This window comes from Burkholderia sp. IMCC1007 (assembly GCF_027257875.1).
Lineage (GTDB): Bacteria > Pseudomonadota > Gammaproteobacteria > Burkholderiales > Burkholderiaceae > Burkholderia.
In genome coordinates, this window is record NZ_JAPVQY010000052.1 from 15,542 (window position 1) to 27,821 (window position 12,280).

Sequence of the window (12,280 nt, forward strand, 5' to 3'; positions counted from 1 at the left end):
CTGAATCGATTTACGTGGGTTTTGGGGCGACTTTACGTCGGATTCATGACGGCAATGAAACAGTTATTAATCCTTTTATGCCGACATGCCGATTTTAAAATGCCGGCTTTCCGATGCCGAGTGCAGCGCTGCGGCAGACCGTCGCGAATCGCGGGTAAAAACTTGAGGTAGATCAAGGTTGTGCGGAAGGGGCCAGCACCCGCCCAATACCCGATCAATAAGGTCGATTAATAAGTGAAGTGCCGGCGGCGTGCAGACAAAAAAACCGCTGCCGAGAGGCAGCGGTTTTGGGTGAAGCGCTCTAAATCGCCGGGCTTTACGCGTATTCGGCGAGCGCGGTGCGCATCTTTTTCATTGCGCTCGCTTCGATCTGGCGGATGCGTTCCGCGGACACGCCGAATTCGGCGGCGAGATCGTGCAGCGTCGAGCCGCCCGAGCCGTCGTCGTCGACGTTCAGCCAGCGTGCCTCGATGATCCGGCGGCTGCGCGCGTCGAGCGCGTCGAGTGCCTGCGAGATGCCGTCCGTCTGCAGCATGTCGCGCTGACGCGCGGCCAGCACGGCGGTCGGCTCGTTGTGCGAATCGGCCAGATAGGCGATCGGCGCGTACGATTCCTCGCCATCCTCGACTTGCCCTTCGAGCGCGATGTCGCCGCCCGACAGGCGCGTTTCCATCTCGGTGACTTCCTCGCGCTTGACGTTGAGCTCCTGCGCGAGGCCGTCGATTTCCTCGGGCGTCATCGCCTGCATGCTCTTCTTGTGGCTGCGCAGGTTGAAGAACAGCTTGCGCTGCGCCTTCGTCGTCGCGACCTTCACCATCCGCCAGTTGCGCAGGATGTACTCGTGGATCTCGGCCTTGATCCAGTGGATTGCGTACGACACCAGGCGCACGTTTTGCGCCGGGTCGAACCGCTTCACGGCCTTCATCAGGCCGATGTTGCCTTCCTGGATCAGATCGCCGTGCGGCAGCCCGTAGCCGAGATAGTTGCGGGCGATCGACACGACGAGCCGCAGGTGCGACAGCACGAGGCGGCGCGCCGACTCGAGGTTGTTGTTGTCGCGGAATTCGGTCGCGTACTGGCGTTCTTCTTCGGCGCTCAACAGCGGGATGCGGTTGACGGCCTGGATATACGCGTCGATGTTGCCAAGCTGGCCCGACAACATCGATTGAGTTGCGAGCGCCAGCGAGCCTGCCGATTCGGCCTTGGCCGGCGTCGGGCTCAGGGTATTCGGAAGGGTCAATGCGTGGCTCACTAAAAAACTCCTTTGGAATCAGGGACAAACCCCTGGTCTCGGATGAGACTCCGAGGGCAATCTTAGCACTCCCGTAATCCGAGTGCTAATTCCTTAGAGCGCACGGGGGCATCGGAGTTCCCCTTTTTTCTATCGGATTAGTCGAATCGATAGTCTAGAATGCGACCGGGTCGAAGCGGCGAAGTTCCGTAAGCCGTTGTTTCTGATGGGAATCAGCAGAGGATTTCGATTTTTGTGGTTTTGGAAGCAAACCTTTTCGCTACGTGATGCCGATCCGAAAAGTCCTTTACCATACCATTCAGTTCGCTCGGGCCCGGCCGCTGCGGCAGGCTCCATTCAACCCATAAAAGGTGGAGTGTCAGATGAACAATAAAAAGAATCGCCGGCCCCGCAGCCGGTTTGCGCTGCATGCGTTGGTCGTCGCGTCATTGCTCGGCGGATCGACAGCAGCATTCGCGGACCGGTGGGGGATCCAGGCGGGCGGCGGGTTTTCCGACCGTCGCGGGATCGACAAGGGCGATCTCGGCGTGGTCTGGGATCCCGGCTGGAACTGGTGGGAAATCGGCGGCTGGCACTTCGCGTTCGTGGTCGAAGGGCACGCGAGCTACTGGCATACGGGCGGCAACGTCCACAGCAGCATCGGCGAATTCGGCGTGACGCCGATGTTCCGGTTCATCAAGAGCTCGGGCGAAATCCGCCCGTACATCGAGGCCGGCGGCGGCCTGCGGCTGCTGACGCATCCGACGATCTCGGACAATTTCTCGCTGTCGACCGCGTTCCAGTTCGCACCGACGGGCGGGGTGGGCGTGCAGTTCGGACAACGGCAACAGTATCAGGTTGGCTACCGTTTCGAACATGTGTCTAACGCGGGTATCAAAGAGCCGAATCCTGGTATAAATTTCCACCAGTTCTACGTGCAGTACAACTTCTGATCCGTACTACGCCCGCGCGGCGGGCGCGTTGCCGAGGAGTCAGGCGATGGCGAAGGTGGTCGATGCGATTCGCGCGCTCGAGCGCGATCGGTTCCGGGCGATGGTGGACGGGGACGGCGAAGCGCTCGATGCGCAATTGTCGGACAAGGTGTTCTTCGTGCACACCAACGGCAAACGCGAAACCAAGCAGCAGTTCATCGACGCCATCGTTGCCGGCCGCCGCCGCTATCGCCAGATCGAAATCCAGTCGCAGGATCTGCTGCCCGTCGGCGACGCAACCTGCGTCGTCACGGGGCGCGCGTTGATCGAGATGGAAACGAACAACGGCGGGCTCGTGTTCCCGATCGCGTACACCGCCGTCCACACCCACGAGCAGGGCCACTGGCGCCTGCTGGCGTGGCAGGCGACGCGGTGTGCGACCGAGACGTGAGCGCAGGTAGCGCCCGTTTTCATGTCCCGACCGACGCGGCCTTCTGGGCCGCTTTTTGCTGGCCCGTGCGGCGCGGATCGCGCGGCGCACGGGCGTTCACACACCGCTCGCTGACGTTCAAACCTTGAATCGGAACCCGGCAGTCACGCTGCCGCGCGGCGGTCGGCGCAATGCCACGCCGAGCGGTTGATCGCGCTCGCGACCGCGTCGAGCGCGGCGCTCGCCGCATCGGCGTGCAGCCCGACGCCATGCCGCAGCGGCGCATCGCCGACCCGGCAGCCGACCGATACCGCGATCCGGCCGTCCGTCGTGCGTACGTGTTCGCACGATGCGACATCGATCGTCACGCCGGCCGCCGCCGCGAACGCCGCGGCCGCGCATTGCACGGCGTCGTCGGGCGTCGCGTCGGCCGGCGGCGTGCTCGCGATCTCCCGGTGCTGCCAGCGTGCGCCGTTGCCGTGGCGCGCGGCCGGGCCATCCGTTTCGAGGAATTCGCGTGCGAACAGCGCGCAGATCGCGTCGCCCGTCACTTCCTCGCCGGATGCGTCGGCGAGCGTCTGCACCGCGGCGCTGAACTCGATCTGCACGCGGCGCGTGGGCGTGAAGCCCATCCCGCGTTCGAGCAGGAACGTGGCGCCGCCCTTGCCGGACTGGCTGTTCACGCGAATCACCGCGTCGTAGCTGCGGCCGAGGTCGGCCGGGTCGATCGGCAGATACGGAACTTCCCACACCGCGTCCGCGCGCTGCTGCGCGAAGCCCTTGCGGATCGCGTCCTGATGCGAGCCCGAGAATGCGGTGAATACGAGGTCGCCCGCGTACGGATGGCGCGGATGCACGGGAATCTGGTTGCAGCGCTCGACCACGCGGCGCACCGCGTCGATGTCGGAGAAGTCGAGCCCCGGGTCGATGCCCTGCGTATAGAGGTTCAGCGCGAGCGTGACGAGGTCCACGTTGCCGGTGCGCTCGCCGTTGCCGAACAGGCAGCCTTCGATGCGGTCGGCGCCCGCGAGCAGCGCGAGTTCGGCGGCCGCGACCGCGGTGCCGCGATCGTTGTGCGGATGCACCGACAACACGATGCTGTCGCGATACGCGAGGTTGCGGTCCATCCATTCGATCTGGTCGGCGAACACGTTCGGGCTCGCGGCCTCGACGGTCGCCGGCAGGTTCACGATCATCTTGTGATCGCGGGTCGGGCGCCACATCTGCGCGACCGCATCGCACACTTCGCGCGCGAACGTCAGCTCGGTCATGCTGAAGGTTTCCGGCGAGTACTGGTAGGTCCAGCGCGTGTCCGGACGGGCGGCCGCGTGTTCCTTGATGATCCGCGTGCCCTCGACCGCGAGCGCCTTCACGTCCGCCTTCGACATCCCGAACACGATGCGGCGGAACGACGGGCAGATCGCGTTGTAAAGGTGCACGATCGCACGCGGTACGCCTTCGAGCGCGTCGAACGTACGCGCGATCAGGTCTTCGCGCGACTGCACGAGCACTTCGATCGTCACGTCGTCGGGAATGCGCTTCTCGTCGATCAGCTTGCGGACGAAATCGAAGTCGGTTTGCGACGCCGACGGAAAACCGACTTCGATCTCCTTGAAACCGATTGCGACCAGCATGTCGAAGAATTCCAGCTTCTGCTCGATGCTCATCGGCTCGATCAGCGACTGGTTGCCGTCGCGCAGGTCGGTGCTCATCCAGACCGGCGCACGCTCGATGGTGCGGGTCGGCCAGCGGCGGCCATGGATGCGGACGGGCTCGAACGGACGGTACTTGTCTTGCGGGTTGCGCTTCATCTTCTGGACCTCGGGTCTCAAGTCGCGAGCGAAGACGGGCGGCATGGGCGCCGGTTGGCGCTGCCTCGCACCGTGGCGCCGGATAGCGCTGCGGATACGGATGATCTTCGCGAATCGACCGACGGATAGACGGACGAATGCTGACGACTTCGGGTTGTAAAAACTGCGAGAAGGGTGCTGCGAGGAACTGCCGGGAGGGACCGTGCGAACAGCACACGGCGCTACGAAAGCCTTAGGCTAGTCGTAGCGATAGCGGCCGCGCTAGGCGGCCGGAGGTAATTCGGAGGGTGTTCGGAAAGGAACGCATGTCGGCAACTCTATGCCAGGATGCGCACGCGTGTCAAATGGTCGGCGGAAATATCGGCGCAAGGCAGGGCCCGCGAAGGCGGCGGGCGCGACGCTCAGGGCGCGGTCCGGGCAATCCGCACGATCGTTTCGACCTGCCGCGCGAGCGTGTCGGGCACCGGGATTTCGCCACGCAGCACCGCATCGGTCCATGCGGCCGTCGTCGCCGCGTCGCGCGATTCCGGTAGCGCGACGGGCGCCGCGTCGGTCGACGAACGCTCGGGCTCGATCAGCGTGTCGCACACGCCGTCGTGCAGCCAGTCGACCTGCACCTGGCGCCGTGTGTCGGCAACCGCCTCGCCTTCGGTGCCGCGCGCGAGCAGCGCGCCGCCGAGCGCGGCTTCGGGATGGCCGCGGAACAGTTGCGCGAGGCTGTCGCGGTACGGCGAATGCGTGTAGTTGACGAGCCGCAGGCCCGCCGGCGCGAACGGCTGCAGGATCTTGACGAGCGTATGCGTGGAGTTGCGCACGCCGAGTACGCCGCGCATCGCCAAGAGGCGCGCGACGCGTGGCGCCAGCGCGTCGATCGGCGCGAACGCGACGCGGCGCTCGGCGAGCGTGTCCTCGATCGCGTCGTGCGACGTCGCCGGCGTGATCGACAGCGCGGAGAAGATCTCCGCGCTCGTCACGCGGCCCGGATCGCGCTCGACGCCGTGCACGAGCACCGGCACGCCTTCGCGTGCGAGCAGCAGTGCGAGGAGCGGCACCAGGTTCGGCTGCTTGCGCGCGCCGTTGTAACTGGGGATCGACACCGGGCGGAACGCCGCATCCCGCACGCGAATGGGCTCGAACGACGCCTGTGCGGCGGCGAGCATCGCGGCGAGCTCGTCGGCGGTTTCGCCCTTCAGGCGATACGCGATCAGGATCGCGCCGAGCTCGACGTCCGACACGCGCGCATCGAGCATCGCGCGATAGAGCTCGAACGTGTCTTCTGCGGACAGCGCGCGCGCGCCGTGCGGGCCGCGGCCGATTTCCTTGATGAAGCGGGCACAAGGGAACGGCGAGGCTGCGGAGTCTTGAGGAGCGGTCATTGGAGCGTGGGGCGGGCGGCCGGCATCGGGCCGCGCGGTGAGCGGTAAGGAATGCCCCGAGTATCGCACGGGCGCGGCTCGCCCAAGCGTACGGCCGCGCGCGCCGGCCGGGCGCGGCGCGCTAAACTCTGATACCCGGCGGTGTCGCGCGCGTGCCGCGCATACCGGTGCGGGCCGAATACGACCAACAGAGACAGCCCATGAAGCTCTACAGCTATTTCCGCAGTTCCGCGTCGTACCGCGTGCGGATCGCCCTGAACCTGAAGCAGCTGCCGTTCGAAACCGTCCCGGTGCACATGCTGCGCGACGGCGGCGAGCAACTGAAGGACGCCTACCGCGCGGTGAATCCGGATGCCGTCGTGCCGTCGCTCGTCGACGGCGACGCGACGCTGCAGCAATCGCTCGCGATCATCGAATATCTCGAGGAAACGCATCCCGAACCCGCGCTGCTGCCGAAGCAGCCGCTCGATCGCGCGTATGTGCGGGCGATCGCGCTGCAGGTCGCATGCGAGATCCATCCGCTGAACAACCTGCGCGTGCTGAAGTACCTGAAGCACACGCTGAAGGTGCCGGAGGAAGCGAAGAACGCGTGGTACCGGCACTGGATCGAGGCCGGTTTCGCATCGCTCGAGACGCGTCTCGCGAACGATTCGCGCACCGGCAAGCTGTGCTTCGGCGACACACCGACGCTCGCCGATATCTGCATCGTGCCGCAGGTGTTCAACGCGAACCGGTTCTCGATCGACACGTCGCGCTTCCCGACGATCCAGCGGATCGCCGACTACGCATCGACGCTCGACGCGTTCAAGGCCGCCGAGCCCGGCGTGCAGCCCGACGCCGAATGACGCGGCGGCCGTCGGCTCGCGGCCGCGCATGAAAAAGGGCGCCCGAAGGCGCCCCGTGCGGTGCGGGCCGGTGGTGTTCAGCCGAGCAGCGCGTCGGCGAATTCCTCTGCGCTGAACGGCTGCAGGTCTTCGACCTTCTCGCCGACGCCGATGAAGTAGACGGGCACCGGACGCTGCCGCGCGATCGCGGCGAGAATGCCGCCCTTCGCGGTGCCGTCGAGTTTCGTGACGATCAGGCCGGTGAGGCCGAGCGCATCGTCGAATGCCTTCACCTGCGTGAGCGCGTTCTGGCCCGTGTTCGCGTCGATCACGAGCAGCACCTCGTGCGGCGCGCCGTCGTGCGCCTTCGAGATCACCCGCTTCACCTTCTTCAGCTCTTCCATCAGATGGAGCTGCGTCGGCAGGCGGCCGGCCGTGTCGGCCATCATCACGTCGATCCTGCGCGCGCGCGCGGCGCTGACCGCGTCGAAGATCACCGCGGCCGGGTCGCCGCTTTCCTGCTGCACGACCGTCACGTTGTTGCGTTCGCCCCAGACCGCCAGCTGCTCGCGCGCGGCCGCGCGGAACGTGTCGCCCGCGGCCAGCAGCACCGACTGGTCGAAGCTCTGCAGATGCTTCGCGAGCTTGCCGATGCTGGTCGTCTTGCCGGCGCCGTTCACGCCGGTGATCATCATCACGAGCGGCTGCGCGCGGCCGAGCATCAGCGATTTCTCGAGCGGCGTCAGCAGCTCGACGAGCAGGTCGCGCAGCGCGCTCTTCACCTGCTGCGGGTCGGTCAGCCGGCCCACGCGCACCTTCTCGCGCAGCGCGCCGAGCAGGTACTCGGTCGCGTCGACGCCGGCGTCGGACATCAGCAGCGCGGTTTCGAGTTCTTCGTACAGATCTTCGTCGATCTTCGTGTTGATGAACACGCCGGTGATGCTCGAACCCGTCTTTGCGAGCCCCGTTTTCAGGCGCGCGAGCCACGACTTCTTCGCGGTCGCGTCCTGCGTGGGCGGCGGCACGATCTCGACCGTTTCGACGACCTCGTCGCTGCCGTCGTTCGCCGGCGTGACCGTCATCACGACGGCCGGCTGCGCGGGTGCTTGCGGGGCCTCGGGCGCGGGCGCTTCAGGTGCTTCGGACGTTTCGTCCGGTTGCGGCGCGTCGGCCGATTGCGATTCCGCGGAGTCGGACTCCTGCGTTTTCTTGAATCGTTTGAAGAAGCTGAACATGGTCTGGCGTCGGGAAGAGGGCGGGCGCCGCCATGGCGGAGCGCCGAAGGGGCCGTCCTGCGTGCGCACGGCGGCCGAAACCGTGCATTTTATCAGCGCGGCGGGCCACTCGCGCCAGTGCGCGCCGCCGCTGTGGTAACGTGCGCCTGTTTGGCGGTGCGCCCCGTGCGCACCCGGTCCCTCCGTTGTCGATATTCCGTATGTCCCGTTCCTCTTCCGGCCGCCCTGCGGCCCCCTCTGGCCGCGGCAAGCCGCACACGATCCGCATCATCGGCGGTGACTGGAAGCGCACGCCGCTCGCCGTGCTCGATCTCGACGGCCTGCGGCCGACGCCCGATCGCGTGCGCGAGACGCTGTTCAACTGGCTCGGCCAGGATCTCGAAGGCCGGCGCTGTCTCGACCTGTTCGCGGGCACCGGTGCGCTCGGCTTCGAAGCCGCGTCGCGCGGCGCGTCGAGCGTCGTGATGGTCGAGCGTCATCCGCGCGCCGCGCAGCAGCTGCGCGCGATCAAGGACAAGCTCGGCGCACGCGCGGTCGAGGTCGCGGAAGCCGATGCGCTGAGGCTCGCGGCCGGGCTGACGCCGGGCGCCTTCGACGTCGTGTTCCTCGATCCGCCGTTCGGCGAGCAGGCCGTGCTCGATCGCGCGATCGCGCTGTCGGCATCGCTCGTCGCGCCGGGCGGCGCGCTGTATGTCGAGACGGGCGCCGAGCTCGACACGGCAGCGCACGAAGCGCTCGCTGGCTGGCAGGTGGTGAAGCACGGCAAGGCCGGGGCGGTTCACTATCATTTGCTGCGGCGCGAAAATGATGAATAATGCGCGTTCCATACGAGGCGGCGCGCCGCAAAGGCGACGCATGCCCATCTCGGCAGCGGTGTGCGGATTGCACGGCTGCCAACCCGTTTGCGTGATGACAGGAGGAGCGACATGGTAGTCGCCGTGTATCCCGGTACGTTCGATCCGCTGACGCGCGGGCACGAAGACCTCGTGCGGCGTGCGTCCAGCATTTTTGATACGCTGGTGGTGGGCGTTGCGGATAGCCGCGCGAAGAAGCCGTTCTTTTCGCTGGAAGAACGTCTGACGATTGCAAACGAGGTGCTCGGTCATTATCCGAACGTAAAGGTAATGAGTTTCACCGGTCTGCTGAAAGACTTCGTCCGCATCAACAACGCACGCGTGATCGTGCGCGGCCTGCGCGCCGTGTCCGATTTCGAATACGAGTTCCAGATGGCAGGGATGAACCGCTATCTGCTGCCCGACGTCGAGACGATGTTCATGACGCCGTCCGATCAGTACCAGTTCATCTCGGGGACGATCGTGCGAGAAATCGCGCAGTTGGGCGGCGATGTCAGCAAGTTCGTGTTTCCGTCCGTCGAGAAGTGGCTGACCGAGAAAGTCGCTGCGATAGGAGGCCCGGCCGCGTGACGCGGCGCCGGCCGGTTTCGTCACGAAGCCGGCCGCCGGCCTGAAGAAGTGAGATCAGTATGTCTTTGATGATTACCGACGAGTGCATCAATTGCGACGTGTGCGAGCCCGAGTGCCCGAACGGCGCGATTTCGATGGGCCCGGATATCTACGTGATCGACCCGAACAAGTGCACCGAGTGCGTCGGCCATTTCGACGAGCCGCAGTGCCAGCAGGTGTGTCCGGTCGAGTGCATTCCGCGCGATCCGCAACATGACGAATCGCACGCGCAATTGATGGAGAAGTACCACGCGCTGATCGCCGCGAAGGGCGACGACGCGCAGTGACCGTGGGGTGAGGCTGCAGTGACGCGCTTCGGCATTGCCGCGCGGGTCACGGCGTCACCGTCATGCCATCACGATTTCCGGCCGGCGCCTTTCGGGGCCGGTTCCGTTTCAGCCCAGCAGGTCGCGCAGCGCCGCGACGAGCGCGTCGCACTCGGCATCGGTGCCGACGGTGATGCGCAGATACTGGTCGATTCGCGGCGCGCGGAAGTGCCGCACGAAAATCTCCCGATCCTTCAGCTTGGCCGTGATCGCGCCCGCATCGTGCGCGGGATGGCGCGCGAACAGGAAGTTCGCGGCCGACGGGACGACGTCGAAACCGAGCCCTTCGAGCGCATGCGTGAGCCGCTCGCGGCTGTCGATCACGCGGCGGCAGGTCGCATCGAAATAGTCGGTGTCTTCGTATGCGGCCTGAGCGGCAACCTGCGCGAGTCGGTCGAGCGGATACGAGTTGAAACTGTCCTTCACGCGATTGAGCGCGTCGATCAACCCTGCATCGCCGAACGCGAAACCGACGCGCATGCCCGCGAGCGAGCGCGCCTTCGACGTCGTGTGCACGACGAGCAGGTTCGGATACCGGTCGATCAGCGTGATGGCCGATTGCGCGCCGAAATCCACGTACGCTTCGTCGATCACCACGACCGACGACGGGTTCGCGGCCACGATCCGTTCGATGTCTGCGAGCGGCAGCGCGCGTCCGGTGGGCGCATTCGGATTCGGAAACAGCACGCCGCCGGCGTCGTCCAGATAGTCTTCCACCCGGATCGAGAAGTCGTCCGCGAGCGGCACGATGGTGGTCTCGATGCCGTACAGCCGTGCATAGGTCGGATAGAAGCTGTATGAGATGTCGGGGAAACGCAGCGGTCGCTCGTGCTTGAGCAACGCCTGGAACGCATGCGCGAGCACTTCGTCGGAGCCGTTGCCGACGAAGATCTGCTCGGGCTTGATGCGGTGATGGGCCGCGATCGTCTCGCGCAGCGCGCGTGCGAGCGGATCGGGATAGCGGCGCAGCGTATCGCCGGTTTCGCCGAGTTCGCGTGCGATCGCCGCGACGACGCGCGGGGAAGGCGGATAGGGATTCTCGTTGGTGTTCAGCTTGACGGGGTGCGCGAGCGCGGGCTGTTCGCCCGGCACGTAAGGCACGAGTTGCTGAACGACGTCGCTCCAGTAACGGCTCACCGCTTGGCTCCTGACGGGCAAAACGACGAGATTACCGCATGTGCGCGTTGCAGTGCGCACTTGCGCGGCAAGGGGCGGGAAGCGGCGGCCGCCCGACGCTGCCGGACGGCATGACGCACCATGCCGGTGCGACGCGCGCTCAGTTGCGATTTCAGTTGCGATGCAACTGCATCGTTGCGCGATCGAGTTCGCCTTTGACCACCATCGGCATCACGGCGAGCGCGCGTTCGATCGACGCGTCGATCACGTCCTGCTCGTCGCGGCGTGGCGGCTTCAGCACGAAGTTCGCGACGTCGGGCTTCGCGCCGGCGCGCGCGCCTTCCGGAATCAGGTCGCGTGGATGGCCGATGCCGATCCGCAGCCGCCAGTACTGCTGCGACGACAGGTGCGCGGTGATGTCCTTCAGGCCGTTGTGGCCGCCGCTGCCGCCGCCGAGCTTCAGCTTCACGGTGCCTGGCGGTAGGTCGAGCTCGTCGTGGGCGACGAGAATCTGGTCGGGCAGGATCTTGAAGAAACTCGCGAGCGCGACGACCGACTGGCCGGAGCGGTTCATGTAGGTTTGCGGCTCGAGCAGGTGCACTTCCTCGCCGTGCAGGCGCGCTTTCGCGTAGAAGCCGTGGAAGCGGCGCTCGTCGCGCAGCGTCGTCCCTGCTTCGCGGGCGAGCTGGTCGATCAGCCAGAAGCCGGCGTTGTGACGCGTCGCGGTGTATTCCGCCCCGGGATTGCCGAGGCCGACGATCAGTTTGATCATGACGTTTCGTGGGCGGCCGCGGCCGCCTGGGCGCAGAAAAAGAAAAACCCGCCGGGCAAGCCGCGGCGGGTTGCGTCGACCGTTTCGTGAAACGGATCGAACAGCGCTTAGGCAGCCGGCGTTTCGCCTTCTGCTGCGTCCGACACGGCACCAGCCGGGACCGTCGCCGATGCGACAACCGGGTTTTCCGCGTCGACGTGCGCGACCAGCGCGACGCCCTTCGGCAGCGCGATGTCCTTCGCGTGCAGCGACTGACCTGCTTCGATCTTCGACAGATCGACTTCGAGGAATTCCGGCAGAGCCGACGGCAGGCACTCGACTTCGATTTCCGTCGCGACGTGCGAGACGATTGCGCTCGACAGCTTCACTGCCGGGCTGACTTCGGCGTTCAGGAAGTGCAGCGGCACCTTCGTGTGCAGCTTCTTCTTCGCATCGACGCGCTGGAAGTCAACGTGCAGCACGAGTTGCTTGAACGGGTGGTATTGCACGTCGCGCAGCAGAACCTGTTGCGACTGGCCAGCGACTTCCAGGTCGAGGATCGACGAGTGGAAGGCTTCCTTCTTCAGTGCATGCCACAGCGCGTTGTGATCGAGTTCGATCTTTTGCGGGGCTGCTTCGCCACCGTAGACGATACCCGTGGTCTTACCAGCGTTGCGCAGGCGGCGGCTCGCACCCGTACCTTGCTCTTGGCGCTCGAAAGCGACGACTTTCATGTGATTCTCCAATAGCTGCCCGCGACCAGGCAGTAAAACGGGGCCGGCGAA

Annotated in this window: 13 protein-coding genes; 6 read left to right on the forward strand and 7 right to left on the reverse strand. The window is 65.7% G+C overall.

Features of this window, described 5'->3' with window-relative positions:
* Positions 1-316: 316 nt before the first annotated feature.
* Complete coding sequence (rpoH, locus tag O1Q03_RS31150) at positions 317-1,252, reverse strand: RNA polymerase sigma factor RpoH (protein ID WP_269508151.1); 936 nt, start codon at positions 1,250-1,252, stop codon at positions 317-319.
* A gap of 362 nt (positions 1,253-1,614) precedes the next feature.
* Here rpoH and O1Q03_RS31155 point away from each other — a divergent pair, with 362 nt between their 5' ends.
* Both O1Q03_RS31155 and O1Q03_RS31160 read left to right on the forward strand, forming a co-directional pair.
* Positions 1,615-2,184, forward strand: a complete 570-nt coding sequence (locus O1Q03_RS31155; RefSeq protein WP_269508154.1) for an acyloxyacyl hydrolase — start codon at positions 1,615-1,617, stop codon at positions 2,182-2,184.
* A gap of 46 nt (positions 2,185-2,230) precedes the next feature.
* Positions 2,231-2,614, forward strand: coding sequence for a nuclear transport factor 2 family protein (locus tag O1Q03_RS31160; RefSeq protein WP_057926513.1), 384 nt, complete (start codon positions 2,231-2,233; stop codon positions 2,612-2,614).
* 143 nt (positions 2,615-2,757) lie between these two features.
* Here O1Q03_RS31160 and leuA read toward each other — a convergent pair whose 3' ends face one another.
* Together leuA and ybiB are read right to left on the reverse strand one after the other, a co-directional pair.
* On the reverse strand, positions 2,758-4,404 hold the full coding sequence (leuA, locus tag O1Q03_RS31165) for a 2-isopropylmalate synthase (RefSeq protein ID WP_269508156.1): 1,647 nt from the start codon (positions 4,402-4,404) through the stop codon (positions 2,758-2,760).
* Positions 4,405-4,805: 401 nt separating this feature from the next.
* On the reverse strand, positions 4,806-5,780 hold the full coding sequence (gene ybiB / locus O1Q03_RS31170; protein ID WP_269508159.1) for a DNA-binding protein YbiB: 975 nt from the start codon (positions 5,778-5,780) through the stop codon (positions 4,806-4,808).
* A 200-nt stretch (positions 5,781-5,980) separates the two neighbouring features.
* On the opposite strand from ybiB, the gene maiA reads away from it, so the two are divergent.
* The gene (gene maiA, locus O1Q03_RS31175) at positions 5,981-6,625 is read left to right on the forward strand and encodes a maleylacetoacetate isomerase (protein ID WP_269508161.1); all 645 of its coding nucleotides are present in this window, start codon (positions 5,981-5,983) and stop codon (positions 6,623-6,625) included.
* A 77-nt stretch (positions 6,626-6,702) separates the two neighbouring features.
* Here the strand turns inward: maiA and ftsY are convergent, their stop codons facing one another.
* Positions 6,703-7,839 (reverse strand): signal recognition particle-docking protein FtsY, encoded by a 1,137-nt coding sequence (gene ftsY, locus O1Q03_RS31180; RefSeq protein ID WP_269508164.1) that lies wholly within the window; start codon positions 7,837-7,839, stop codon positions 6,703-6,705.
* Positions 7,840-8,039: 200 nt separating this feature from the next.
* Here ftsY and rsmD point away from each other — a divergent pair, with 200 nt between their 5' ends.
* From rsmD to O1Q03_RS31195, 3 genes are all read left to right on the forward strand, one after another.
* Positions 8,040-8,654 carry a 16S rRNA (guanine(966)-N(2))-methyltransferase RsmD gene (rsmD, locus tag O1Q03_RS31185; protein WP_269508166.1) on the forward strand — a complete coding sequence of 205 codons (615 nt, stop codon included), beginning with the start codon at positions 8,040-8,042 and terminating at the stop codon, positions 8,652-8,654.
* Positions 8,655-8,765: 111 nt separating this feature from the next.
* Positions 8,766-9,263, forward strand: a complete 498-nt coding sequence (gene coaD, locus O1Q03_RS31190) for a pantetheine-phosphate adenylyltransferase (RefSeq protein ID WP_269508168.1) — start codon at positions 8,766-8,768, stop codon at positions 9,261-9,263.
* 59 nt (positions 9,264-9,322) lie between these two features.
* Positions 9,323-9,589, forward strand: a complete 267-nt coding sequence (locus O1Q03_RS31195; protein ID WP_039321670.1) for a YfhL family 4Fe-4S dicluster ferredoxin — start codon at positions 9,323-9,325, stop codon at positions 9,587-9,589.
* A gap of 108 nt (positions 9,590-9,697) precedes the next feature.
* Here O1Q03_RS31195 and hisC read toward each other — a convergent pair whose 3' ends face one another.
* The 3 genes from hisC to O1Q03_RS31210 form a co-directional block, all read right to left on the reverse strand.
* Entirely contained in the window at positions 9,698-10,765 is a 1,068-nt protein-coding gene (gene hisC, locus O1Q03_RS31200; RefSeq protein WP_269508171.1) for a histidinol-phosphate transaminase, read from the reverse strand.
* Between the two features lie 151 nt (positions 10,766-10,916).
* Positions 10,917-11,516 (reverse strand): aminoacyl-tRNA hydrolase, encoded by a 600-nt coding sequence (gene pth, locus O1Q03_RS31205; RefSeq protein ID WP_269508174.1) that lies wholly within the window; start codon positions 11,514-11,516, stop codon positions 10,917-10,919.
* Positions 11,517-11,623: 107 nt separating this feature from the next.
* Positions 11,624-12,229: a 50S ribosomal protein L25/general stress protein Ctc gene (locus O1Q03_RS31210; protein ID WP_269508176.1), complete on the reverse strand. Its 606-nt coding sequence runs from the start codon at positions 12,227-12,229 to the stop codon at positions 11,624-11,626.
* Positions 12,230-12,280: the final 51 nt, after the last annotated feature.